The following is a 24218-nucleotide window of genomic DNA, read 5'->3' as shown; positions in this document are numbered from 1 at the left end:
GGCGCCGCCGGGGTGGAGGAGGTGTCGCCCGCGGCCCCGCGGGGCCCGCCGCATAGACTCCGGCCATGAACGACGCGCTCATGGCCCAGCTCGGCTCGGGCAAGTATCTGCTGGTCACCAGCTACCGCAAGGACGGCACTCCGGTGGCCACGCCGGTCTGGGTCGTCGTGGACGGCGACGCCCTCGGTGTCTGGACCGCCGCCGACAGCTACAAGGTCAAGCGCATCCGCCGCCGCGCGGACGTCCTCGTCGGCCCCTGCGACATGCGCGGCCGCCCCACCGGTCCCCAGCGCGAGGCGACCGCCGAGATCGCCGACCCCGCCACCACCGCCCGCTACCGCACCCTGATCGCCCGCAAGTACGGCATCGCCGGCCGGCTCACCCTGCTCGGCAGCAGACTGCGGCGCGGCACCGAGGGCACGGTGGGCATCAGGGTGACACTGCCGGCCTGAGGCGCGGCTCAGGTCCAGGCCCGGCACGCCTCGTCGAGCAGCTGGAAGACCGGCTCGCCCCGGACCGGGTCCTGGGCCCTGGACAGCCGTACGCGGTCACCGCTGTGGATGCCGACCGGCGGCCCCATGACCCGGCCGCGCACGACGAAGCCCTCGGCCAGTTCGACCAGGGAGACGTTGCGGGCGGCGGGGGTGTTGCGGTGGACGATCGTGGAGTGGCGGACCGTGCCGACGCCGTCGCTGCGCTCGGTGCGCAGGTCGCTGCCCTGGCAGACCGGACACAGCAGCCGGTGGTACATCGCGGTGCCGCACCAGCCGCAGCGCTGGTACTCGATGTGGTCGGAGGGGCGGTCGGCCAGGAGGCCCGCGGAGCCTGCCACCGGCTGGGTCGTTCCTGCTGAGTGGTGGTACACGCTCGTCAACTCCCTGCACTGGGCCGGAATCCGCTCGTGCCCGATGCCGTGCCACCGTGCACGAGCGACAGCGTATGGCACTCAGTGTCACGCGTAAAGGCACTGCGTACCCTCAATTACGAGCTCTCGCCCCGCGCCGTCTCGAACTGGCGCACCACCTGCCAGAGGGGAGCGTCCCGGCGGGCCACCAGCACCAGCACGTCGTCGGGGCGGGGCGGCCCCGGCGGGAACGGGGAGGGGCCGGAGCGGGCCGGCGCCTCGGCGAACGCCGCCCGCACACAGCCCAGCGCGTGGTCCACGGCCGTCTCCGCGTCGCCCTCGCCGTCCGAACGCAGCCAGGAGCGAAGGGCGTTGTTGTGGGCGGCGACCACCGCGGCCGCGATCACGTCCGCCCGCAGGATGCCGTCCGTCCGCCCGGCGAACCGGCCGCGCAGATAGGCGGCGAGGGCGCGCTCGTAGCGCCAGACGACCGACAGCTCGTACGCCCGCAGCCCCGGCACCCGGCGCGTCAGCCGGTAGCGCTGCACCGAGAACGCCGGGTTCTCCGCGTACATGCGCAGCACCAGCCGGGCCGCGTCGCAGACCCGCCGCACGGGTTCGCCGCCGCCGTCGCCCGCCGCCAGGAACGCGGTCATGTCGGCCAGGCAGCCCTCGTGGTCGGGGAAGACCACGTCCTCCTTGGAGGGGAAGTAGCGGAAGAACGAGCGCCGTCCGACCTCCGCCAGCGCCACGATGTCGTCCACCGTGGTCTGTTCGTACCCGCGCTCCATGAAGAGCTGGAAGGCGGCGGCCACCAGGGCCTCGCGCATCGGCGGCTTCGCGGGCGGCGCACTGCTGGTGCTCATGGACGGGAAAGTAGCACCTGGGGCACGCGGATGGCACTGAGTGCAGCCGACGGCCGCTCGCGGGGGAACCGAGTGCAGTCGCCGGCGGCCGCGCGGGCCCGGCGATCATCGTCCCGGTCCTGCGACGTAACCTTTCTCCACCCTGTCGGCACCCGGCCCGAACGAGGAGATCCCGTATGCCCTCCGCCCGCCCCCGCCTGCTCTACGTCACCGACCTGGCGTACCCGGCCCGAGGGCGCCGCTACGGCGACGAGGACGTCTTCCTCACCTCCCGGCTGCGCACCCACTTCGACCTCGCCCTGTGCCACCCGATGGACGCGGCCGCGCTGATGGACGGCTTCGACGCCGTCGTGGTCCGCAACACCGGCCCGGTGCTGGGCTACCGGGCCGAGTACGAGGCCTTCCGCGCCCGCGCCCTGGACACCGGCGCCCGGGTCTACAACCCGCTGACCGGCAAGGCCGACATGACCGGCAAGCGCTACCTGCTCGACCTCACCGAGGCGGGGCTCCCGGTCATCCCCACCGTCGACCGCGCCGAGGACCTGCACCGGCTGCCCGCCGCCGACCGGTACGTGGTCAAGCCGACCTACGGCGCCGACTCCCTCGGGCTGCGGACCGTCCCGGCGAGCCGGGTGGCCGAGGCGCCGCTCGCCGACGGCTCGGTGCTCGTCCAGCCGCACATCGACTTCGTCCACGAGGTGTCCTTCTACTTCGTGGACGACGACTTCCAGTACGCCCTCTACGCCCCCGACCCCCGGCAGCGCTGGGACCTCAGGCCGTACCGGGCGACCGCCGCCGACCTGGAGTTCGCGCGCGGCTTCATCGACTGGAACGCGCTCGGGCACGGCATCCAGCGCGTCGACGCCTGCCGCACCCTTCAGGGGCAGCTGCTGCTGGTCGAGCTGGAGGACCTCAACCCCTACCTCTCCCTCAAGGTGCTCGGCGAGGACGAACAGGACGCCTTCGTCGGCACCCTGACCGCTTCCCTGAGCCGCTTCGTGCACGAGGGCGCCTGCGAGGAGGCGCTCGCCCCGGCGTGAGAGCGCCACGCTGAACACCGCCGTCCCGCGCCCCGTATCCCAGGGCGAGGGACGGAAGGAGAGCAGCGTGCCGACACCCCCCGATCCCGGACGCCCGCGCCCCGGCAGGGTCGTGGAACCCGTACGCGTCCTGCGCGCCCGCCCCACCGACGCCCTGGCCGAGCTGATGCGCGAGCTGATGCCGGAACAGGGGGCGCCGCCCCGGAGCGAGGAGCCCGCCCGCCCGGCCGGGCACGACACCGGCTCCCACAGGGACACCGAGGACGCCAGGGACGCCGAGGACACCGAGGAACTGCCCCCGGTCCCGCCCGGCGTGCCGGACGCCCCCGCTGGCACGGGGCCCGTGTCCGCACGCCGGTGGGCGGCCGTCCTGGCCCTGTCGGCGGCCGCGCTCGTCGGATTCGGCTGCGCGCTGCTGCTCACCGGCCGGCAGGAGGCCACCGCGCGCCCCGCGCCCTCGCTCCCGGCGACCGCCGCCCCCGCGTCCCCCGCGACCACGTCCCCCGCCGACCCGGACGGACCCGGCACCCTCCGCCAGGGCGACTCCGGCCCCGAGGTCACCGAACTGCGGCGCCGCCTGCTGCGCATCCCCGACGTCTTCCGGGACGGCTCCGACGCCGGCGCCTACGACCCCGAACTCACCGCCGCCGTGGCCCGGTTCCAGCTCTGGTACGGCATCCGGGGCGACGAGGACGGCGTCTACGGCGACGACACCCGCCGCGCCCTGGAGTCCCGTACCGGCACGGACCCGGCCCTCACTCCACCGGCAGCCTGATGTCCACCACGCACACGTCGTCCCGGTGCTCGTCGACCAGCATCGTGCCGAGCAGCGTCTCCAGGCTGTCCTCGCCGTGCACGCGGACCGTCTCGGCGAGCCGGGCGAACCCGGCGTGGACGTCCTCGCCGGGGCGTTCCACCAGACCGTCGGTGAACAGCAGCAGCCGGTCGCCGGGCTCCAGCCGGGCCTCGGCCGCCTCGAACACCGGCGTCGCGCTCGCGCCGAGGAGCATGCCGACCGGCCGGGTGAGGAAGCGGGCCGTGCCCGCGCGCACCAGCAGCGGCGGCGGGTGCCCGGCCTGCGCCCAGGCCAGGACCCGGGTCCTGGGGTCGTACCGCGCCAGCACCATGGTCGCGGTGCTGCGCCCGTCCCGTGAGTGCAGCAGCAGTGTGTTCAGCCGGGTCAGCGCCCCGGTCAGCGACGATCCCGTGCCCACCATCCCCTTGGCGGTGAACCGGAGCTGGGCCATCGTGGCGACCGCCCCGATGCCGTGGCCCGCCACGTCACCGACCACGAACAGCGCGGCGTCGTCGGAGAGTTCGACGGCGCTGAACCAGTCGCCGCCGACCTGGATGCCCGACTGGGCGGGCAGATAGGCCACTTCGACCCGCAGCCCCGCCATCCGGACCGGACCGGCGGGCAGCGGGAGCAGGGCGTGTTGCAGGCGGTCGGCCAGCGCCCGTTCGGCCTGGAGCACTCCGCGCTGGAGCAGCATCGCCCGCTCGCTCTCCACCAGCGCGAGTTCGGCGCTGCGCTGGGCGGTGAGGTCCTGCACGAAGCCGTGCACCTCCACGGGCGTGCCGTCGGGCTCGGTCACCGCCTCCGCGACGATCCGCAAGTGCCGCACCCCCTCCGGCGCGTCCACCCGGAAGGGCACGTCGAAGGGGCGCGCGTGCCGGACGAGTCCGGTGATCGCCGCCCGCAGCGGCGCCGCGTCCTGCGCGGCCACCAGCGCGGGCAGCTCCGCCAGGGCGACGGGCCCGCGTGCCGCGTTCAGGCCGAGCACCGCGTAGGTCTGCGCCGACCAGGAGATGTCACCGGTGACCAGGTTCCAGTTGGCCCAGCCCAGATTGCCCAGCCGCTGCACGTCCCACAGCCGCTGCTCCTGCCGTTCCACCGGGTCCAGACGCAGCCAGGTCACCAGCAGCCCGTCGGCCAGCGGCGCCGCCCGGACGGAGTACGTGGCGGTCACCGGCACGCCGTCCACCACGTCCTGGTAGGCGAACGGCGCGCTCTCGAACGGCACCCCGGTGGTCAGCGCCGTCAGGTAGCCGTGCCACAACGGCTCGCCCGCCACGGACGGATAGCTCTCCAGGATGTGCCGGCCGATCATCTCGCGGCCGCTGTTGCCGAACACGTCGACCGCCTCGGGGCCGGCGGCGTCGATCCGGTAGTCCTCCACCGCGCCGGAGCCGGCCCGCAGCGGGCGCAGCAGGATCGCGGCGCCGGGCAGCGCGTCGAGCACCGTCTGCACGCCGCGCGCGACACCGGCCGCCTCGCCGTCCGGCTCCGCGTCGAAGGCGCGCAGCCGTCCCGCGCACAACCGGGCCGCCGCCAGCAGCAGTCGGCGCTCGCGCGGCTCGAACGGCCCCTCCTGGGTGCGCAGTACGCCGAGCGCCACGCCGGAGCCCTGCCCGGCGGGCACCGGGAGCCACGCCCGCGACAGCCAGCGGTCCGGCGGGTCCCCGAGCAGGTAACGCCGCCGGTCCCGCGCCAGGTCCTCCAGCCAGCGCGGCTCGCCCGTGCGCAGACACTCCAGCGGGGCCAGCCGGCTCAGCGCCGGCATGCGGTGCCAGCGCCCGGCGAGGGCGGCGTCGATCCCGGCGTACCCGATGAGTTCGATGCCCTCCTCGTCGGGGAGGTGCTGATAGAGCAGCACGGCGTCGGCGGCCGCGTCCGGGCCCAGATGGCGCAGCAGGCGCCCGGCCAGTTCCTGCGGCGATCCGACCCGCACCAGATCCCGGCCCAGATCGGCGAGGACGTCCGCGAGGTCGCCCGGCGCGGTGGGCCGGGGCTGCCGGGAGGCGGCGGACCACGGCTCGGGCGTGCCGCCGGGTGGCGTGTCCCGCGCGTCCGGAGCGGGGGCACCCGGCGGCTGCAGCGCGCCCAGGGTGAGCCAGCACTCCTCGATCAGGGTGCGGCGGCCGGCCTCGGCCCGCGCGAGCAGCTCCCCGTGGGCGGCGTCGGCGGACCGGCCGGTCATGGCCATCAGCGCGCCCTTGGCCCGCTCCAGCACCGCCGAGGAGGCGGCGAGGTCGCGCAGCCGCTCCATCTCGGCGCGCTGGCGCGCGACGACCTTGGCCAGCGCCGCGACGTCGGCGCCGTAGCCGGGGTCCACGGGAGAGGTGGGCTCGCTCGTCACGCGATGAGCATGGCACACCCGGGCCGTTCGCTCACTTGTCCGGAGCGGCCGTTCCCGTCCCAGGCCGCGGGCACCGGACGACGGGCGCGGAAGGCCGGGTTCAGCGGCCGGTGCCGCGGGTGCCCAGCGCCTCGGAGACGGCCCGGACACTGCGCGCGATGTGCTGGAGCTGGAGCAGCTCGGCCGCGTACAGCTTGATGGTGTGCTCGATGACCGACTCGGGCAGCCCGAGCATCGGCAGTTCGGCGCGGGCGGTCTGGAGCGCGGTGCGCGCCACCCTGATCTCCTGCTGCACCTGGAGCCCGGCGTGCCGGGCCAACAGCACGGGGTGCCGGATCAGCGCCGGATAGCTGGCGTAGCGCGCCGGGATCAGTTCGCGCAGCCACTTGGCCGCCGAGCGTTCCCAGTCGTAGCTGCCCGGCGGCTTGACCTGGCAGGGCCAGTCGGGGCTGATGCGCGTGGTGGTGATCGGCATGCTCATCGCTTCCGGTGTGCCTCGTCGTCGGAGAGGGTGATCCGACGGGTGGGGGCGGCCCTGGCCCCGGCGGGCCGGACGGGACCGCCACGGAATCCGTGAGCAGTATTTATATATGCCAACCGCTTTTCAAGACGTATGAAAACATTCATCCTTGCCGGTGCGGGACGAGCCGTCCCCGCTCAGTCCCGCAGGAAGAACTGCTGCTGGTCGGCGACCTGCTCGTACTTCTCCAGCCGGGCCTGAGCGCGCTCGGGGTCGGCGTCGGTCATCGCCTGCAGCAGCGCCGCCGTCAGCAGGCCGGGCGCGGCGTAGGAGTCGAAGACCAGCCGGGAACCGGTGCCGGTGGCGAAGGTGACGTCGGCCTCCTCCGCCAGCGGGCCCAGGGCCAGGTCGGTGACCAGCGCGACCTTCAGCCCCGCCTCCCGCGCCACCCGCAGCGCGGTCAGCGTCTCCTGCGCGTGCCGGGGCATGGCGAACGCCAGCACCCAGGTGCCGCCCGCCTCACGGGACTGCAGCAGCGCGTCGCAGGCCACGCTGCCGCCCCGCGTCACCAGCCGCACATCGGGGTGGATGCGCCGGGCCGCGTAGCCGAAGTACTCCGCGAGCGAGGCCGAGATGCGCAGGCCCAGCACGGTCAGCGGGGCGGACCGCGACAGCTCCCGGCCCACCCGCACCACCCGCTCCGGGTCGGCCAGGTCGCGGCGCAGGTGCTCCAGGTTCTGGATCTCCGCGTCCACCGCCGCCTGCAGCTCGTTGGCCCGGTCCTCCTCGCCGGCGCCGCCCGCCAGCGCGCCCAGCGCGATCGACTGGAGCCGCTCCCGCAGCGCCGGATAGCCGCTGAAACCCACGGCGGCCGCGAACCGGGTCACCGAGGGCTGGCTGACCCCCGCCCGGTCGGCGAGCTCCGTGATGGACAGGAACGCCGCCTCGGTGAGGTGGTCTATCAGGTACCGCGCCACCCGGCGCTGTCCGGGGGAGAGCCGGGGCCCGTCGAACAGCGCCCGCAACTGGGAGGCGGGCGCGGCCTCGGCGCCCGTGGCCGTCCCGCCCGAGGTGATGGCGGATGCCTGGGCGCGCGCCTGCTGCGGCGAGGGCGCCGGACCGTCGACTTTGTCTCCCACGACGCATCAACATAGCTCACCGCCCCCGCCCGGCCGCCGAGTCGGCCCGGCCGGTCAGCGCCGGTACAGCGTGATCGAGTGGCCCACCTCGCCGACCGGCCGGCTCGTACGGATCAGCTCCGCCAGCCGCCCCTGGGCCTTGGCCACGGCCGAGTCCGACACCGCCAGCAGCCCCCGCACCCGGTCCGGCGGCACGGTACGCGGGTCGGCCGCGTGGATGCCGTAGTAGGACGGGACACCGGCGCCCTTGTACACCAGCCACACCCGCTCGCCCGGATACCGCTCCCGCAGCCGGTCCGCGAGCGCCCCCAGGTCCTGGCCCCAGTCCACGTTGGAGTCGTGCAGCAGCTCGTGCGTGCGCGCCGGGCCGCCGAACGCCTCGTTGGCATAGGGCAGGTAGTACGGGAAGGCCCGCAGCGAACTCACCGCCACCCACAGCACCAGCACCCCGGCCAGCGCCCGCGCCCACCGGCGCCGCCACACGACGGCACAGCCTCCCGCCACCGCCAGGGACACCGGCACGAACAGCGCGTACCGGGTGCCGAAGTCCCGCGCGCCCGTCATGGCCACCGCCAGCAGCAGCGCGGGCGGCAGCAGCAGATACGGCGCCGCCGGACGCAGCCGGGGCACCGCCGCCAGGGTCACGGCACCGGCCGCGCCCAGGGCCAGCAGCCCGAGCGGGGTCTTCACCAGCAGGGCCACCGGCAGGTAGTACCAGAGGGAGCCCGTGTACACCCGGCCGAACAGGAACCCGCCCCACGGGTAGTACTCCATCGCGAACTGCATCCGCATCCCCGCCCCGAACGCGGGCGGCAGCGGCAGCAGACCGCTCACCAGGGCCCGCTTGCCCGCCAGCGCCGGGACCGCCTCGGCGGGGTCGAAGCCGAGGCGGGGGTCGACCACCAGATACGCGGCCCACACGACGGCCAGCGCCACCAGCAGCACGGTGCTCCCCGCCGAGAGCGCCGACAGCGTCCTGCGCCGCCGCCCGGACCCGGCCCGCGCGTGCCACACCGACCAGGCGGCCAGCAGCATCAGCAGCGGCACCGCGGGCAGCGCGCTCATCTTGGTCGCCACCGCCGCGCCCAGCGCAGCCCCGGCGAGCGGCACGTACGGCCGCGGCCGCAGGCGGGCCCGCCACAGCAGCCAGACCGACGTCAGCAGGAAGGCGGTCATCGGCAGGTCGAGGGTGGCCAGCGAGCCGTGCGCGATCACGTCCGGCGAGAAGGCGTACAGCGCGAGCGCCGCCAGGGCGGCGACCGGGCCCGCCAGGTCACGCGCGAACGCGAACACCACCAGCCCGCACAGCAGGGTCAGCGCGATCACCGGCAGCCGCGCCCACAGCATCAGCCGCCAGGGGTCGTTGCCCGACTCGTACAGCAGGTGCCGGCCGGCGTCGCCCTGGGTGCCGGGCGTGCCGGGGTCGTAGTGCGGGGCGGCCACCGCCACCCCGGCCGCGATCAGCAGCTTGCCGAGCGGCGGGTGCTCGGCGTTGTAGCGCAGCCGGTGCTCGCGCAGATAGTCGGTGGCCGTGACCACGTACACCGGCTCGTCGATGGTGGGCGTCTGCCGGACCGCCGTGGTGACCATCGCCGCCGCCATCTGGCCCAGGAGCAGCAGCACCAGCAGCGGCACCAGCCGGACCCACCGGCCGGCCCGGGGGAGCGGGGCGGGCGGGGAGGCGGGTACGGGGGCCGTCGCGGTGGCCACGGCCCCGTGCTGTTCGCTCGCCATCATCCGCCCCACGGTGGCACGGGCCGCACCGGTCCCGGCGGCGGCCGGCCCCGCTGACGGACCGTGTCGGCACACCGTTCCCGCGTCCGGCGGTGCCACCGCCCCGCCGGGCCCCTCGGCGGACCCTCCGCCGCGCACCCACGGATACGGCCCCAGGGCCGCGCCGGTTCAGCTCCCGTCGGGTACGGGCAGCGCCGAGGCCGGTATCACCAGGTCGGCCCGGTCCCGCGTGGCCGCGATCAGCTCCGCGTTGCGCTGGTCGGTGCCCATGACCCAGGCCACCGCCGCCGCGCGCTCCTTGCCGAACTCCACGTGCCGGGCCACCAGGCGCCGCACCCGCTCCGGCTCGCCGACCTCGCAGTACCAGACCTCGTCCAGCAGGGGCCGGACGCCGGCCCACGAACCCTCCCGCAGCAGAAGGTAGTTGCCCTCGGTCACCACCAGCCGCGCGGACGGCGGCACCGGGACCGAGCCCGCCACCGGCTGCTCCAGGTCCCGCTCGAAGGCGGGCGCGTACACCACCTCGTCCGCGTCGGCGGGGGTCTCCCGCAGCCGCCGCAGCAGGGCCGCGTACCCGGCCGCGTCGAAGGTGTCAGGGGCGCCCTTGCGGTCCCGGCGCCCCAGCCGGTCCAGCTCCGCGTCGGCCAGGTGGAAGCCGTCCATCGGCACATGCGCGGCCCAGGGCGGCCCGTCGGCGTTCAGGGCGCGCACCAGGTGCCGGGCGAGGGTCGTCTTGCCCGCGCCCGGACCGCCCGCGATGCCGAGGATCGCGCGCCGTCGGTCCCTGACCAGGCTGCGGGCGCGGAGGAGGAGATCGTCGAAGGTCGGCGGCATGCAGCAGAGTGTGCCACCGGGCGTGCGCGCGGCGGCCGGAGGGGCGCCGGGTTTCCGCTCCGACGGGCGTGATCGCCGTGCCCGATCCGGGGAAGGGAGCAGGGTATGACTCAGCTCGGACTGCCCGACACCATCCAGGCGTGCCTGTTCGACCTCGACGGAGTGGTCACCAAGACGGCCGTCGTGCACGCCGCCGCCTGGAAGGAGACCTTCGACGCCTTCCTCCGCGACCACGAGGGCCCCGACGCGCGGCCGTTCGACGAGGTCGCCGACTACGACGAGTACGTGGACGGCCGCCCCCGCGCCGACGGCGTCCGCTCCTTCCTCGCCTCCCGCGGCATCCGGCTCCCCGAGGGCACCCCCGACGACCCGCCGGACGCGCGGACCGTGCGGGGCCTCGGCAACCGCAAGAACGAACTCCTCTTGGAGAAGATCCGCACCGACGGCGTCGAGGCGTACGAGGGCACCTTGCGCTACCTGGCCGCCGTGCGCGAGGCCGGCCTGGCCACCGCCATCGTCTCCTCCAGTGCCAACTGCCGGGACGTGCTGCGCTCCATCGGCGCCGAGGACCTCTTCGACGTCCGCATCGACGGCGTGGTCGCCGCCGAGCGCGACCTGCCGGGCAAGCCCAGCCCCGACACCTTCCTGGCCGCCGCGAAGGACCTGGGCGTACCCCCGGAACGGGCCGCCGTCTACGAGGACGCGCTCGCCGGGATGGACGCCGGCCGCGCCGGGGGCTTCGGATACGTCGTCGGACTGGACCGGACCGGCCAGGCCGACGCGCTGTACGCGCACGGCGCGCATATCGTCGTGAATGACCTCGCCGAGCTGGGAGGCAAGAGGTGATCAACGAACGGTCGTACACGGTCGAGCCCTGGCACGTGCGCGAGACGGACCTCGATCTCGACGTGCTCGCCCAGAGCGAGTCGGTCTTCGCGCTGTCCAACGGGCACATCGGATGGCGCGGCAACCTCGACGAGGGCGAGCCGCACGGCCTGCCCGGCAGCTATCTCAACGGCGTGCACGAGGTGCACCCGCTGCCCTACGCGGAGGCCGGGTACGGCTACCCGGAGTCCGGGCAGAGCGTCATCGACATCACCAACGGCAAGATCCTGCGCCTGCTGGTCGACGACGAGCCCTTCGACCTGCGCTACGGCCGCCTCGTCTCCCACGAGCGCGTCCTCGACATGCGGCGCGGGGTGCTGGAGCGCACCTGCGAGTGGACCAGCCCCGCCGGGTCCACGGTCCGGGTGCGCTCCACCCGGCTGGTCTCCCTCACCCAGCGCGCGGTGGCCGCCGTGGCCTACGAGGTGGAGGCCGTCGGCCGCCCCAGCCGGGTCGTGATCCAGTCCGAGCTGGTCGCCAACGAGAGCCTGCCCGAACCCAACGGCGACCCCCGCGCCGCGATGACCCCGCGCTCCCCGCTGGAGCAGGAGGACGGCTTCGCCTCCGGTGAGCGGCTGCGGCTGGTGCACCGCACCAAGCGCAGCGGACTCAGGGTCGCCGTCGGCGCCGACCATGTGATCACCGGGCCCGGCCGCACCACCAGCCGCAGCGAGAGCGGCACCGACGTCGCCCGGCTCACCGTCACCTCCGTCCTGGAGCCCGGCCACACCCTGCGGGTGGAGAAGCTGGTCGCGCACGGCTGGTCCGGCACCCGCTCCCTGCCCGCCATGGCCGACCAGGTCGACGCCGCCCTCGCCGCCGCCTCGCACGACGGCTGGGAAGGGCTGCTCGCCGACCAGCGCGAATGCCTGGACGACTTCTGGGCCCGCGCCGACGTCGAGGTGCACGGCGACGAGGAGATCCAGCAGGCCGTCCGCTTCGCCCTGTTCCACGTCTTCCAGGCCGGTGCGCGCGCCGAGCAGCGCGCCATCCCCGCCAAGGGCCTCACCGGCTCCGGCTACGACGGGCACGCCTTCTGGGACACCGAGATGTTCGTCCTGCCGCTGCTCACCCACACCGCCCCGCGCGCCGTGGCGGAAGCGCTGCGCTGGCGCCACAACACCCTGGACGCCGCCAGGGAACGCGCCGCCCAGCTCGGGCTCGGCGGCGCCGCCTTCCCCTGGCGGACCATCGAGGGCTCGGAGGGCTCGGCCTACTGGCCCGCGGGCACCGCCGCCTTCCACGTGAACGCCGCCATCGCCGACGCCGTCGTGCGCTACGTCGAGGCCACCGGGGACGTCCGCTTCGAGCGCGAGGTGGGCATGGAGCTGCTGGTGGAGACCGCCCGGCTGTGGCGCTCGCTGGGCCACCACGACCACCACGGCGCCTTCCACATCGACGGCGTCACCGGGCCCGACGAGTACAGCGCGGTCGCCGACGACAACACGTACACCAACCTGATGGCGCGGCAGAACCTGCTCGCCGCCGCCGACGTGGTGGAGCGCTACCCCGACGAGGCGCACCGGCTCGGCGCCGACGAGGAGGAGAGCGCGGCCTGGCGGGACGCGGCCGACGCGATGAACATCCCCTACAACGACGAACTCGGCGTCCACGAGCAGAACGCCGGCTTCACCCGCTACCAGCGCTGGGACTTCGCGGGGACCCGCGCCGAGCACTACCCCCTGCTGCTGCACTACCCGTACTTCGACCTCTACCGCAAACAGGTCGTCAAACAGGCCGACCTGGTCCTCGCGATGTACACCTGCGCCTCCTTCTTCGACGAGGAGCAGGTCGCCCGCAACTTCGCCTACTACGAGCCGCTGACCGTCCGCGACTCCTCCCTGTCCGCCTGCTGCCAGGCCGTCATCGCCGCCCAGGCGGGCCACCTGCGGCTCGCCTACGCCTACACCTCCGAGGCGGCGCTGATGGACCTGCACGACCTGGAGCACAACACCCGCGACGGACTGCACATCGCCTCGCTGGCCGGGACCTGGATGGCGCTGGTGGCCGGGTTCGGCGGCATGCGGCGGGTGCTGGAGGGCCCGGCCGGGATGAGCTTCGCCCCCCGCCTCCCCGAACGGCTGCGCCGGCTCGCCTTCCACCTGCAGTTCCGGGGGAGGCGGCTGCGCGTGGAGATCGGGTCGGACAAGACGACGTACACGCTGCTCGAAGGGCCGCCGCTGATCATCGAGCACCACGGGGAGACCGTCGCGCTGGAGGCCGACGAACCCGCCGTGCGGACCGTGCCGCCGCTCACGCACCGGCCGACACCGGAGCAGCCGCCCCACCGGGTGCCCAAGGGGCTCTGAGCGGCCCGGTCCGCTCCGGCCGGGCGCGCCCGCACGGGACACGTCGCCCGCCTCGCGGCGCGCGGGGGCGCCACCGGATGGCGGAACGCGCGCGGCGAACGGCGCCGATCCGGGTTAGCTTGACCGTGATTCCGCCCCGGAGTCCGGTTCTCCCGGACGCCGGTGGCGGGCGCGTCTCGTGCCGGAGGGGGAGGGGGTGCCGATGCCGGACACCGGCACCGCCCGCGAGGGCCTGGCTCCCGGGGCGCCCCCGCTTCCGCCCGGCGCCCCGCGGCCCCGCCTGCGGGGCGTGGCGTGGCAGGCCGCCCTGCTGCTCTGCGTACTGCTCTTCCTCGCCTACCTCACCCAGCGGCACTGGCCCACCGTGCGCGGCGGTGCGGTGCGGCTCGCGCTGGCCGACCAGGTCTGGCTGTCCGTCGGGGCGGCCGCCGCCGTCGGGACCTGGGCGGCCTCCGCGGTCGCCCAGCAGGGCGCGGTCCTCGAACGGCTGCCCGGCGTCCGGCTCGTCGCGGCCCAGTTCGCCGCCGGTGCCGCCAATCATCTGCTGCCCGCCGGGATCGGCGCCGGGGCGGTGAACCTGCGGTTCCTGCTGCGCTGCGGGCTGCCCATGGGCCGCTCCGCCGGAGCGCTCGCCGTCAAGGGCGGCGCCGGGGGAGTGGCCCGGCTCGCGCTGATCGCCCTGCTCGTCCCGTTCTGCCCGGGGCTGCTGCGCGTGCCGCAACTGCCCCTGGCGTGGCTGCTCGGCGCGCTCGGCGCACTGGCGCTGATCGCGGGGGTGGCCGCCGGGCCGCTGTGGCCGCGCTGCCGCCGGGCACTGGGCGCCCTGATGGCCGACGTACGGGCCGTGCACGCCCGGCCGGGGCGGGCCGTCGCCCTGTGGGGCGGCTCCCTCGCCTTCGCGTCCCTGCACTGCGCGGTACTGGTCGCGGTGGCGCGCGCCGTCACGCTGCCGCTGCCCGCCCCGGAAGTGGCGCTGCTGTACCTCGCCGCCAGCGGCGCGGCCGCCCTGCTGCCCACGCCCGGCGGGCTGGGCTCGCTGGACGCGGCGCTCGTCCTCGCGCTCGCCACGTCCGGCGCGCCCGCCGCGACGGCGGCGTCCGCCGTCCTCGGCTACCGCATGCTGACCGTCTGGCTGCCGCTGACCCCCGGCCTCGTCACCCTCGCCGTGCTGCTGCGCCGCAAGGCGCTGTGACGCGGTTCCAGGGGGCGGCCGCTCTTCAGGACGCCTAGGGCAGCAGCTTCTCGATGGCCGCAGTGCCCTCCGTCTCCAGCTTGCGGCGGGCCCAGTCCAAGGTCTTCGGGGTGACGTCCCTGCCGGCCGCCATCACCAGGTCCTCCGGCGTGACGTCCCTGGCCGGGGCGGTGTGCAGCAGGGCGTCAGGGGTGCAGTGGTCGTCGGCCGACCGGGACTCTTCGGGCGTGGAACTCGACATGATGCTCTCCTCCTCGGTCCGGATGGGCGCATCCGTGCCGGTGCCGCCGAACGGGGCACACTCCCCACCATCGGCCGCCCGGGCGCCGCGCGCATCCGGAGCGTCCTACGCTGGAGGTGCAGCCGTACACCTCACCGGGAGGCCGCAGCGATGGCCGAGACGCCCTTCCAGCAGGAGACCCGGCAGCGCCACCGCTACCTGCCGATCGCCGAGCACGGTCTCATCGGCGACCTGCGCAGTGTCGCGCTCGTCGGCAGCGACGGCACCATCGACTGGTACTGCTCACCGTCCTTCGACGCGCCCAGCGTGTTCGCCGCGCTCCTGGACGCCGAGCGCGGCGGCCGCTTCGAGCTGGCCGCCTCCGTCCCCGCGCACACCAAGCAGTTCTACTTCCCCGACACCAACGTGCTGATCACCCGCTTCTTCACCGAGGAGGGCGTCGGCGAGGTCCAGGACTTCATGCCGGTCGGGATCGAGCGGCCCGGCGAGGAGTCCCGGCACCGGCTGATCCGCCGCGTGGTCTGCGTACGCGGCACCGTGCCGTTCCGCGCGCTGGTCGCTCCCCGCTTCGGGTACGGCGCCGAACCGCACACCCTGTGCGAGGAGGACGGGCGGCTGCGGTTCGACGCCCGGGAGCACTCCCTCGCGCTCACCGCGACCGTGGCCATGGAGTGCGACGCGCTCGACGCGCGCGCCGAGTTCAAGCTGGGCGAGGGCGAAACGGCGGTGTTCGCCCTGGACCAGGCGGGCGGCGAGATCGCCCCGCGCGGCTGCGCGCACGCCGAGGCCGAGAACGAGTTCAACGCCACCGTCGCCTACTGGCGCCACTGGCTCACCCAGTCCCGCTACCGGGGCCGCTGGCGCGAGATGGTGCACCGCTCCGCGCTCACCCTGAAGCTGCTCACCTACGCCCCCACCGGCGCCATCGTCGCCGCTCCCACCACCAGCCTGCCCGAACAGCTCGGCGGCGAGCGCAACTGGGACTACCGCTACGTCTGGGTCCGCGACGCCGCCTTCGCCGTCTACGCCCTCCTCCGCCTCGGCTTCACCGGCGAGGCGGAAGCGTTCATGCGCTTCCTCACCACCCACATCAGCCCCGGCGACGGCGCGACCGAGGGCCCCCTGCAGATCATGTACGGCATCGACGGGCGCGCCGAACTCGACGAGCGCGAACTTCCGCACCTGGAAGGCTATTTGGGCTCGGCACCGGTCCGGGTGGGCAACGCCGCCGCCGCGCAGCTCCAACTCGACATCTACGGCGCCCTGATCGACTCCATCTACCTCTACGACAAGTGGGCCCAGCCCATCTCCAGCGCCCAGTGGGACGACGTGTGCCAGCTGGTCACCTGGGTCTGCGACCACTGGGACCAGCCGGACGAGGGGGTCTGGGAGACCCGGGGCGGCCGCAAGAACTTCCTGTACTCACGGCTGATGTGCTGGGTCGCCATCGAACGCGCCATCCGCCTCGCCAACCGCCGTGGCCTGCCCGCCGACCTGCCCCGCTGGCGCCGCTCCCGCGACGACATCTACCGCCGCATCATGGACCGCGGCTGGTCCGCCCGGCGTGGCGCCTTCACCCAGTGCGAGGACAGCGACGTGCTCGACGCGTCCGTGCTGATGATGCCGCTGGCCAAGTTCATCGCGCCGACGGACCCTAAATGGCTCTCCACCCTCGACGCCCTCACCGAGGACCTGGTCTCCGACTCCCTCGTCTACCGCTACGACCCGGAGGCCAGTCCCGACGGCCTGCGCGGCGACGAGGGCACCTTCTCCATCTGCTCCTTCTGGTACGTCGAGGCCCTGGTCCGCGCGGGCCGCGTGGACGAAGCCCGCCTGGCCTTCGAGAAGATGCTCACCTACGCCAACCATCTCGGCCTCTACGCCGAGGAGATCGGCCGCACCGGCGAACAACAGGGCAACTTCCCGCAGGCGTTCACCCACCTGTCCCTGATCAGCGCGGCCTTCAACCTGGACAAGGCGCTGGGCTGAGCGAGCGCGGCCTTGTTCGCGCGCACGGGAGCGGGGCTCACGGCAGGGGCTGTTCCGCCCAGATGATCTTGCCGGTGGGGGTGTAACGGGTGCCCCAGCGGTCGGAGAGCTGGGCGACCAGGAAGAGGCCGCGGCCGCCCTCGTCCGTGCTCGCCGCGTAGCGCAGGTGCGGGGAGGTCGTCGTGCCGTCGGAGACCTCGCAGATCAGCGAACGGCCCCGCAGCAGGCGTACGCCGATGGGGCCGCGGCCGTAGCGGATGGCGTTGGTGACCAGCTCGCTCAGGATCAGCTCCGTGGTGAACGTCAGCTCCTCGAGGTCCCACTCGGCGAGCCTGCGGGTCACCTCGGCGCGTACCTCCGAGACGGCCGCCGGGTCGGCGGGCACCTCCCACCGGGCCACCTGGTCCGCGCCCAGGACGCGGGTCTCGGCCACGATCAGCGCGACGTCGTCCGCGGGCCGGACCGGCAGCCGGTCCAGGACGACGCGGCACGTCTCCTCCGGGGAGGCGCCCGGCGCGTGCCGCAGCGCGTCGCGCAGCAGCTCCAGGCCCTCGTCGATGTCCCGCTCGCGGTCCTCCACCAGACCGTCCGTGTACAGCACCAGACGGCTGCCCTCCGGCAGCACCAGATCGGCCGTCTCGAACGGCAGCCCGCCCAGGCCCAGCGGGGGACCGGCCGGCACGTCCGGGAACTCCACCGAGCCGTCCGGGGAGACCAGCGCGGGCGGCAGATGACCGGCCCGCGCGATGGTGCAGCGCCGGGAGGCCGGGTCGTAGACCGCGTACAGGCAGGTCGCTCCGGTGACGGCTGCCGCGCCGTCCTCCGGGGTCTCGTCCTGGTCCAGGCGCGCCACCAGCTCGTCCAGCAGACCCAGCAGTTCGTCCGGCGGCAGGTCCAGCGCGGAGAAGTTGTGCACCGCCGTGCGCAGCCGGCCCATCGTGGCCGCCGCGTGCAGCCCGTGCCCCACGACGTCGCCCACCACCAGCGCCACCCGGGCGCCCGGCAGCGGCAGCACGTCGAACCAGTCGCCGCCCACCCCGGACTGCGCGGGCAGATACCGGTAGGCGATCTCCAGCGCGTCCTGCGCGGGCAGCGTACGCGGCAGCAGACTGCGCTGGAGCGTCACCGCCATGCTGTGCTCACGGGTGTAGCGGCGGGCGTTGTCGATGGACACCGCCGCCCGCGCGACCAGCTCGTCCGCCAGCGCCAGATCCTCGGAGTCGAACGGCTGCGGCTTCTCCGAGCGCCAGAAGTTCGCCACCCCCAGCACCAGGCTGCCCGCCCGCAGCGGCACCGTGATCAGCGAGTGGATGCCGTAGTCCACGATCTGCTCGGTCCGCTCCAGGTCCTGCGCCTGCCAGCCCGGCGCCTCGCGCAGGTCCGGCTCCACCACGGACTGCCCGGTGGCAAGGCTGCGCGCCTGGGGCGAGGTGGGGACGAACCGGATGCGCTCGTCCAGCGGATACAGCGGGGCGTCCTTGCGGATGCCGCTGGACGCCGCCCGCCGCAGCTCGGTGCCCGGCTTGGGCTCCTCGCCCTTCAGCACCGGCTCGAACAGGTCCACCGTGACGTAGTCCGCGAACCGGGGCACCGCCAGCTCGGCCAGCTCCTCCGCCGTGCGGCCCACGTCGAGGCTCGTGCCGATGCCCACCCCGGCGTCGTACAGCATGTTCAGCCGCTCACGGGCCACCTCGGCGCGGCCCGACAGCGCGCGCAGCTCGGTGGAGTCCCGCAGCGTGGTGACACTGCCGGGCGGGCCGCCGCGCAGGTCGGTGGGGCGCTGGTTGATGGCCAGCAGCCGGTCCTTGACCAGATGCACCTCGTCGGTGGCGACCCGGCCGGAGGCGAGCAGCCCGGCCGTCTCGTCGTCCAGGCCGAGGTCGAGCACATTGCGCGTCTCGGCGTCCTCGGGCAGGTCCAGCAGCCGGTGCGCCTCGTCGTTGGCCAGCAGCAGCCTGCCGTCCCCGCCGACGATCAGAACACCCTCGCGGACCGCGTGCAGCACCGCGTCGTGGTGCTCGTACATCCGGGTCATCTCGTAGGGGCCCAGGCCGTGCGTCTGGCGCAGCAGACGGCGGCTGACCAGGGCCGTGCCCGCCGTGGCCAGCGCGAGCGCCGCCGCGGCCGCCGCGAGCAGCAGCGGGAGCTGCTGGTCGGCCGCGCCGCCGACGTGCGCCGTGGTGATGCCGGCCGACACCAGCCCCACCACCCTGCCGCCCGAGTCCCGGACCGGCACCACCACCTGCACCAGCGGCCCTATCGTCCCGGTCAGCTCCTCCACCACCGTGTCCCCGTGCAGGGCGGGTCCGATGGTGCCGACGAACTTCTTGCCGATGCGGTCCGGGTCGGGGTGGGTGTAGCGGATGCCCTCGGTGTTCATCACGACGATGAAGTCCACCTTGGTCGCCTTGCGGGCGGCCTCCGCGGAGGGCTGGAGCACGGCCGTCGGGTCCGGCGCGCGCAGCGCGGCCGCCGTACCGGGGGCGTTGGCGAAGGCACCGGCGGCGGACAGCGAACGGTTGCGTGCCTCCAGCTCGCTGTCGTGCCGTACCTGGAGCACCTGCGCCACCACGGCCGCGACCACCAGCAGCAGCACGATCACGACCTGGAGCAGGAACACCTGTCCCGCCAGGCTGCGTCCCGTCGTCGCGGAGCGCAGCGCTCCGGGCGGCGTGCCGTCGCCGTTCCCCGCGCCCGGATGCCGCGCCCCGAAGGGCGCGCGCGGAAGCCCGGACGTACGGGGCGCCCGCGTGTCGGGTCGGCCGGGCAGTCGCACCATGTGCCCATGTCTACACTGCCGCGCTCCGTCAGGCGAGGCCATCCCCCGAGGTGGGGGGCCCGCAGCGGCCGCGCCGCGCTCACCTGCGCCGGCCCCGCGCTCACCCGGCCGGGAGAAACCCGTACCGGACCCGCCGAACCCGTCGAACCGCCCCTCGCCGCCGGACACCGCTCAGAGGCCGCCCGTCTTCCCGGTCAGCGGCCGCGCGGCGCGCAGGCTGCGCAGCGCCAGCAGCAGGACGCCTATGTCGTCCAGGTAGACCGGGTCCGGCAGCAGGTCGGTCGGCAGCACCAGATAGAGGACGGCACCCCAGAAGACCCAGCGCGGCCCGGTGGGCAGCCCCGCGTCGCGCAGCGCGCGCCGGGTCCGCACCAGCCGCACCAGCAGTACGACGGCCAGCACCAGTACGGCCGCCGCCGCGACGGCGGCCCCCACCAGCACGATCGTGCTCCCGTCCACAGTTCCCCTCCTCAGCCGGCGCTCGTCCCGCCGCCCTTCAGCTACTGCCCGCTCCCGCGCACGGCAGTCGCCCGGTCACACCCGGTCGCCGTCCCCGGCCGCGGACACGGAACCGGAAGCCTCCCCGGCGGCCTCGGGCCCGGAACCGGGCGCCGAGCGGGGCATCCCCTCGCCGGCCTCGGGCCGTTGCGCCCACGCCGGGAGCCGCAGCCGCTCGAAGGACCGGGTGAGCTGCTGCAGCGGCGACTGGTTGCGCGCCGAGGGCCGCTGCTGGGGAAGGACGGGCAGCGGGGTGTCCCGGTACGCGGCCAGCGCCTCGTGGGCCTGCTCGGCGGCCTCCCGGTACAGGTCCCGCGACTTCGTCATCGCCTCCAGCGCCTCCCGGTACCGCTCGACCCGGCGCCGCTCCCGCTCCAGCTCCTCCCGCGCGGTCATCAGCGTCCAGTTCTCCCGCAGACCGGTCAGCGCCTCGCCGAGCCCGCGGGGCCGCGGCCGGGGCAGCGCGGCGAAGTCCCGCAGGGCCGTGAACAGCTCGGCGGGCTCGGAGCCGTCCAGGAAGACACTGCGCACGCTGTACGCCTGCCGGTCGTACCCGGCCGGTGCCGGGTCCCAGGGCAGCAGCACGGCGCCGCCGCGCGGCACCTCGACCCCGAGATCCTTCAGCGCCCAGTTCACCGCCCGGAACTGCTGCGGAGTCGCCCGGTGCTCGATCACCCGGTGCCGCAGCCCCGGCGGCAGCAGCCGCGCCAGCGGCAGTCTGCCGCGCTCGTCCGGCGTCATCGCCTCGTGCACGACCAGGTTGACGCACCACGCCTCACGGGCCGCGTCGCGCAGCCGCCGGCGCATCTCCTTGTCGTCCAGCGGCAGCGCGTTCACCTGCCGGAAGCGCAGACCGGACACCGTCGGGTGCTGGTCCCAGTCGCCGTCACCGCCGGAGACGCCGTCCTCCGGCCAGAACAGCGTGGCCGGTGAGGGCCACTCCGCCCGCCACGGCTCCTCGGCCTCCGCGACGAGCGTCCACTCGTGACCCGGCCGCTCCGGGAGCGCTGCGAGGGTGAGCCGGGCCCGCACGGTGACCTTTCCCCCGGCGCGCCAGCGCGCCTCGAAGACGCGGTGCGGGGAGCCCTCGGGCGCGGACGGTTCGGTGAAGTCGTCCAGATCCCCGCTCGTGCGGTGGCGGCGGAGGGTACGGCGTACGACGTCGTCGGGGTCGGGGCCGGTGTGACGGCCGCGGGCCGCCCAGAGGGTCTGCGGGACAGGGGCGCGGTCGGTGGCGGAGTTCGACATGAGCCAATCTGCTGGTGGAGGCCGGTGCGCGTTCCAGTATCACCGCTCGGTCCCGCCGCCGGGGCGCCGGGGGCCGGGGGTGGCGCGTCGGCCGGGGGTGCGCGCGGTGGTGCGCGCCCCGGCGAGCCTCCCGCGCCCCCCTCACGGGGCGGGTAGCGCGAGACCCCGACAAGAGGTCTCGTCGGGGTCTCGCGCCGGGCGGGGGCCGCTACGGGCGGGGCCTCAGGCGCCGCTCTCCCGGAGCATGTCCTCGCGCTCGACGAGCTTCACGCGGGCGCGGCCCTGCGGCTCGCCGAGGGCGCGCTCGGCGGCGTCCAGCTTGTACCAGCCGTCCCAGGTGGTGAAGCGGACGTTCCGCTCGGCGAGGAACGCCTCCACCGCCTCCGGCTCGGGCGCGGACGGGGTCTGCAGCCGGCCGGCGGCGTGGTCCGCCAGCAGGTTGGCCACCGTCTCGTTGGCGTCGCCCTTGGTGTGGCCGATCAGGCCGACCGGGCCGCGCCTGATCCAGCCCGTGACGTACGTGGACGACAGGTGCGCGCCGCCCTCCTCGATGACCCGGCCGCCCTCGTCCGGGACGGTGCCCGTCTGAAGGTCCCAGGGCAGCTTGGGCAGCTTCTCGGAGAGGTAGCCGACCGCGCGGTAGACCGACTGGACGTCCCAGTCCTTGAACTCGCCGGTGCCCTTGACGTTGCCGGTGCCGTCCAGGGCGGTGCGCTCGGTGCGCAGGCCGACGACCTTGCCGTCCTCGCCGAGGATCTCCGCCGGGGACTCGAAGAAGTGCAGGAACAGCTTGTGCGGGCGGTCGCCGACGTCGCGGATCGCCCAGTTCTCCAGCGTCTTGGCGACCATGTCGGCCTGCTTGTTGCCGCGCCGGGTCTCGATGGAGCCCGCGTCGTAGTCGATGTCCTCGGGGTCGACGATGACCTCGATGTTGGGGGAGTGGTCCAGCTCGCGCAGCTCCATCGGGCTGAACTTCGCCTGCGCCGGGCCGCGGCGGCCGAAGACGTGGACTTCGAGGGCCTTGTTCGCCTTCAGGCCGTCGTAGACGTTCTGCGGGATCTCCGTGGGGAGCAGCTCGTCCGCCGTCTTGGCCAGGACGCGGGCCACGTCCAGGGCGACGTTGCCGACACCCAGGACGGCGACCTTCTCGGCCTCCAGCGGCCAGGTGCGCGGGACGTCGGGGTGGCCGTCGTACCAGGACACGAAGTCCGCCGCGCCGTAGGAGCCGTCCAGGTCGATGCCGGGGACGGACATCTCGCGGTCGGCCATGGCGCCCGTGGAGAAGATCACCGCGTCGTAGAAGGCGCGGAGGTCGTCCAGGCTGAGGTCGTTGCCGTAGTCGACGTTGCCGAAGAGGCGGATCTGCGGCTTGTCGAGCACCTGGTGCAGGGCGGTGATGATGCCCTTGATGCGCGGGTGGTCGGGAGCCACGCCGTAGCGGATCAGGCCGAACGGGGCGGGCATCCGCTCGAAGAGGTCGATGGACACGCCGGGGTCGGCGGCCGTCTCGGACTTCAGCAGGGCGTCGGCGGCGTAGATCCCGGCGGGGCCGGCTCCGACGATGGCTACCCGCAGGGGGCGCGGCATGATCAGGTTCCCTTCGAGCGTGGACAGGCGACTCGATCAGGAAGCCTAAGCTAAGGCAGCCCTAAGTTAGTACACGGGTCCGGTCTATGGGCTCATAAACAGGTTTTATGGGCAATCAGGCCGGCCTGATCACCCGGTGGATCGCACTCTCACCGGCGCCGTACACGGACTCCTCGCGGATGGCCGCGCCGGGCCCCGGAGCGTGGATCATGGCGCCGTTGCCGACGTACAGACCCACGTGCCGGTCGTCCTCGAAGAACAGCACCAGGTCGCCGGGGAGCGCGGCGCCGAGCGCCACCTCGGTCCCGGCCGCCCCCTGCTCGTGCGCGGACCGCGGCAGCTCGACCCCGGCCGCCCGCCACGCGCCCTGGGTGAGGCTGGAGCAGTCGAACGAGTCGGGCCCGGTGGCACCCCAGACGCACGGCTTGCCGACCTGCGCGGCCGCGAAGGCGATGGCCTTGGCGGCACGCACGGCGTGGGCGGACTCCCCGGCCGGGCGGGCGGAGGAGGCGGAGGGGAAGGTGCCTGTGCTGAAGGCGGGGGGCTGGGGGGTGGGGGCGGGTCCCGTTCCGGGGGCGTAGGCGGGGGTGGGGGCCGGGGCGGGCGTGGGTGCGGGCATAGGTGCCGGGGCGGTCTGGGCCGCGGGCGCGGGCTGGAACGCGGGTGCCGCCGGGAAGGAGTCTGTTGCGTAGGTCGGAGCCGGAGCCGGAGCCTGGGCCGGGGCAGGTGCCTGGGCCACCGCCGGGAACGCCGCTCCCGTGTCGAACCCAGGGGTGGGCGTGGGTGCCGCCGCCTGAGCAGCCGGGAACGCTCCCGTGTCGAACACCGGAGTCGGGGCCGGGGCCGCCTCCGCCACCGGAGGTACCGCCGGGAAGGCCCCGGTGTCGTACGTGGGCGCCAGCGCGGCCGCAGCCGGGAAGGCGCCGGTGTCGTAGCCGGGCACGGAGGCGGGCGGGTAGGCGAAGGCGCTGGTGTCGACGGCGGGCAGCGTGCCGGTGTCGGTCTGCGGCGCCGGCGCCAGATAGCTCAGGCCGCCGGTGTCGCTGAGAGGCCCGGGGATCGGGTACGGCAGCGAGCCGGTGTCCCCCGTCGCGTCCGGGACCGGGTACGTCAGCGGGCCGGTGTCCACGACCGGTGCCGTCCACGGTCCGGCGGGGGCGGCCGGTGTAGGCGCCGCGCCGGAGCTGGCGATCCCCGGCGCGGCAGTCTGTACGGCGCCCGGTGCGGGCGCCTGGCGGGCGTCGCCTCCCCGCGCCTGCCCCGGGGCGGGGGTCCAGGCGTGGCGGGACAGCATGTCCTTGGCGGAGGCGAGCTTGCGGCGGTTGCCCGCCTTGAGGTCGGCGGGGGCGGTGCGCCGGGGCCCGGCGGGCGTGACCGGCAGCACTCCGGGGGCACCTCCGAGCGGCGCCGGCGCGGCGATGGCCGTGCCGCCC

The 24218-nt window shown here is 74.6% G+C and carries 19 protein-coding genes and 1 pseudogene; 7 read left to right on the top strand and 13 right to left on the bottom strand.

Translation table 11 applies throughout. The features are described from left to right. The first annotated feature begins 65 nt into the window (after window positions 1-65). Window positions 66-452, top strand: coding sequence for a PPOX class F420-dependent oxidoreductase (locus ABZ898_RS25585; RefSeq protein WP_361663324.1), 387 nt, complete (start codon window positions 66-68; stop codon window positions 450-452). A gap of 8 nt (window positions 453-460) precedes the next feature. Here ABZ898_RS25585 and ABZ898_RS25580 read toward each other — a convergent pair whose 3' ends face one another. Further along, on the bottom strand, window positions 461-865 hold the full coding sequence (locus ABZ898_RS25580) for an OB-fold domain-containing protein (RefSeq protein WP_361663321.1): 405 nt from the start codon (window positions 863-865) through the stop codon (window positions 461-463). A 116-nt stretch (window positions 866-981) separates the two neighbouring features. Then, the gene (locus ABZ898_RS25575; RefSeq protein WP_361663318.1) at window positions 982-1710 is read right to left on the bottom strand and encodes a TetR family transcriptional regulator; all 729 of its coding nucleotides are present in this window, start codon (window positions 1708-1710) and stop codon (window positions 982-984) included. 176 nt (window positions 1711-1886) lie between these two features. On the opposite strand from ABZ898_RS25575, the gene ABZ898_RS25570 reads away from it, so the two are divergent. Together ABZ898_RS25570 and ABZ898_RS25565 are read left to right on the top strand one after the other, a co-directional pair. Further along, the gene (locus ABZ898_RS25570; protein ID WP_361663315.1) at window positions 1887-2750 is read left to right on the top strand and encodes a hypothetical protein; all 864 of its coding nucleotides are present in this window, start codon (window positions 1887-1889) and stop codon (window positions 2748-2750) included. 67 nt (window positions 2751-2817) lie between these two features. Beyond that, a complete protein-coding gene (locus ABZ898_RS25565; protein WP_361663312.1) occupies window positions 2818-3525 on the top strand; it encodes a peptidoglycan-binding protein in 708 nt (235 codons plus the stop codon). On the opposite strand, the gene ABZ898_RS25560 is transcribed toward ABZ898_RS25565, so the two are convergent. The 5 genes from ABZ898_RS25560 to ABZ898_RS25540 form a co-directional block, all read right to left on the bottom strand. Continuing rightward, on the bottom strand, window positions 3506-5866 hold the full coding sequence (locus ABZ898_RS25560) for a SpoIIE family protein phosphatase (RefSeq protein ID WP_361663442.1): 2361 nt from the start codon (window positions 5864-5866) through the stop codon (window positions 3506-3508). The genes ABZ898_RS25565 and ABZ898_RS25560 overlap by 20 nt on opposite strands. A gap of 124 nt (window positions 5867-5990) precedes the next feature. Next, the gene (locus ABZ898_RS25555) at window positions 5991-6371 is read right to left on the bottom strand and encodes a hypothetical protein (protein ID WP_361663310.1); all 381 of its coding nucleotides are present in this window, start codon (window positions 6369-6371) and stop codon (window positions 5991-5993) included. A 176-nt stretch (window positions 6372-6547) separates the two neighbouring features. Continuing rightward, window positions 6548-7489 carry a MurR/RpiR family transcriptional regulator gene (locus ABZ898_RS25550; protein ID WP_361663307.1) on the bottom strand — a complete coding sequence of 314 codons (942 nt, stop codon included), beginning with the start codon at window positions 7487-7489 and terminating at the stop codon, window positions 6548-6550. 54 nt (window positions 7490-7543) lie between these two features. Further along, window positions 7544-9091, bottom strand: coding sequence for a phospholipid carrier-dependent glycosyltransferase (locus ABZ898_RS25545; protein ID WP_361663439.1), 1548 nt, complete (start codon window positions 9089-9091; stop codon window positions 7544-7546). A gap of 300 nt (window positions 9092-9391) precedes the next feature. Further along, window positions 9392-10057: a nucleoside/nucleotide kinase family protein gene (locus ABZ898_RS25540; RefSeq protein ID WP_361663304.1), complete on the bottom strand. Its 666-nt coding sequence runs from the start codon at window positions 10055-10057 to the stop codon at window positions 9392-9394. A 105-nt stretch (window positions 10058-10162) separates the two neighbouring features. Between ABZ898_RS25540 and ABZ898_RS25535 the strand changes: the two genes are divergently transcribed. The 3 genes from ABZ898_RS25535 (at window position 10163) to ABZ898_RS25525 (ending at window position 14443) form a co-directional block, all read left to right on the top strand. Then, complete coding sequence (locus ABZ898_RS25535) at window positions 10163-10903, top strand: beta-phosphoglucomutase family hydrolase (RefSeq protein WP_361663301.1); 741 nt, start codon at window positions 10163-10165, stop codon at window positions 10901-10903. Next, window positions 10900-13251 carry a glycosyl hydrolase family 65 protein gene (locus ABZ898_RS25530; RefSeq protein ID WP_361663298.1) on the top strand — a complete coding sequence of 784 codons (2352 nt, stop codon included), beginning with the start codon at window positions 10900-10902 and terminating at the stop codon, window positions 13249-13251. The genes ABZ898_RS25535 and ABZ898_RS25530 overlap by 4 nt, the downstream gene beginning before the upstream one ends. Before the next feature lie 202 nt (window positions 13252-13453). Beyond that, entirely contained in the window at window positions 13454-14443 is a 990-nt protein-coding gene (locus tag ABZ898_RS25525) for a lysylphosphatidylglycerol synthase domain-containing protein (protein ID WP_361663295.1), read from the top strand. 34 nt (window positions 14444-14477) lie between these two features. Here the strand turns inward: ABZ898_RS25525 and ABZ898_RS25520 are convergent, their stop codons facing one another. Further along, window positions 14478-14684 (bottom strand): hypothetical protein, encoded by a 207-nt coding sequence (locus tag ABZ898_RS25520; RefSeq protein WP_361663292.1) that lies wholly within the window; start codon window positions 14682-14684, stop codon window positions 14478-14480. Between the two features lie 150 nt (window positions 14685-14834). Here ABZ898_RS25520 and ABZ898_RS25515 point away from each other — a divergent pair, with 150 nt between their 5' ends. Continuing rightward, entirely contained in the window at window positions 14835-16673 is a 1839-nt protein-coding gene (locus ABZ898_RS25515; RefSeq protein WP_361663289.1) for a glycoside hydrolase family 15 protein, read from the top strand. 37 nt (window positions 16674-16710) lie between these two features. Here ABZ898_RS25515 and ABZ898_RS25510 read toward each other — a convergent pair whose 3' ends face one another. The 5 genes and pseudogenes from ABZ898_RS25510 to ABZ898_RS25490 all read right to left on the bottom strand — a co-directional run. Continuing rightward, on the bottom strand, window positions 16711-19452 hold the full coding sequence (locus tag ABZ898_RS25510) for a SpoIIE family protein phosphatase (protein WP_361663286.1): 2742 nt from the start codon (window positions 19450-19452) through the stop codon (window positions 16711-16713). A 171-nt stretch (window positions 19453-19623) separates the two neighbouring features. Then, complete coding sequence (locus tag ABZ898_RS25505; RefSeq protein ID WP_361663284.1) at window positions 19624-19911, bottom strand: YkvA family protein; 288 nt, start codon at window positions 19909-19911, stop codon at window positions 19624-19626. Window positions 19912-19986: 75 nt separating this feature from the next. Next, window positions 19987-21198 carry a hypothetical protein gene (locus ABZ898_RS25500; RefSeq protein WP_361663281.1) on the bottom strand — a complete coding sequence of 404 codons (1212 nt, stop codon included), beginning with the start codon at window positions 21196-21198 and terminating at the stop codon, window positions 19987-19989. Between the two features lie 222 nt (window positions 21199-21420). After that, on the bottom strand, window positions 21421-22785 hold the full coding sequence (locus ABZ898_RS25495; protein WP_361663278.1) for an FAD-dependent oxidoreductase: 1365 nt from the start codon (window positions 22783-22785) through the stop codon (window positions 21421-21423). Between the two features lie 115 nt (window positions 22786-22900). Next, window positions 22901-23272 (bottom strand): annotated as a pseudogene (locus ABZ898_RS25490) (C40 family peptidase); the annotation flags it as partial. Between the last annotated feature and the right edge of the window lie 946 nt (window positions 23273-24218).

Origin of the sequence: Streptomyces sp. NPDC046860, assembly GCF_040645115.1 — a bacterium.
Classification (GTDB): domain Bacteria; phylum Actinomycetota; class Actinomycetes; order Streptomycetales; family Streptomycetaceae; genus Streptomyces.
This window is presented reverse-complemented; position numbering and strand designations above follow the sequence as displayed.

Coding starts and splice junctions, on each gene's coding strand:
- ABZ898_RS25500 (WP_361663281.1), bottom strand. CDS start 21,198: ATGTCGAACTCCGCCACCGACCGCGCCCCTGTCCCGCAGACCCTCTGG.
- ABZ898_RS25540 (WP_361663304.1), bottom strand. CDS start 10,057: ATGCCGCCGACCTTCGACGATCTCCTCCTCCGCGCCCGCAGCCTGGTC.
- ABZ898_RS25495 (WP_361663278.1), bottom strand. CDS start 22,785: ATGCCGCGCCCCCTGCGGGTAGCCATCGTCGGAGCCGGCCCCGCCGGG.
- ABZ898_RS25535 (WP_361663301.1), top strand. CDS start 10,163: ATGACTCAGCTCGGACTGCCCGACACCATCCAGGCGTGCCTGTTCGAC.
- ABZ898_RS25555 (WP_361663310.1), bottom strand. CDS start 6,371: ATGAGCATGCCGATCACCACCACGCGCATCAGCCCCGACTGGCCCTGC.
- ABZ898_RS25570 (WP_361663315.1), top strand. CDS start 1,887: ATGCCCTCCGCCCGCCCCCGCCTGCTCTACGTCACCGACCTGGCGTAC.
- ABZ898_RS25575 (WP_361663318.1), bottom strand. CDS start 1,710: ATGAGCACCAGCAGTGCGCCGCCCGCGAAGCCGCCGATGCGCGAGGCC.
- ABZ898_RS25520 (WP_361663292.1), bottom strand. CDS start 14,684: ATGTCGAGTTCCACGCCCGAAGAGTCCCGGTCGGCCGACGACCACTGC.
- ABZ898_RS25510 (WP_361663286.1), bottom strand. CDS start 19,452: ATGGTGCGACTGCCCGGCCGACCCGACACGCGGGCGCCCCGTACGTCC.
- ABZ898_RS25515 (WP_361663289.1), top strand. CDS start 14,835: ATGGCCGAGACGCCCTTCCAGCAGGAGACCCGGCAGCGCCACCGCTAC.
- ABZ898_RS25585 (WP_361663324.1), top strand. CDS start 66: ATGAACGACGCGCTCATGGCCCAGCTCGGCTCGGGCAAGTATCTGCTG.
- ABZ898_RS25545 (WP_361663439.1), bottom strand. CDS start 9,091: ATGGCGGCGGCGATGGTCACCACGGCGGTCCGGCAGACGCCCACCATC.
- ABZ898_RS25525 (WP_361663295.1), top strand. CDS start 13,454: ATGCCGGACACCGGCACCGCCCGCGAGGGCCTGGCTCCCGGGGCGCCC.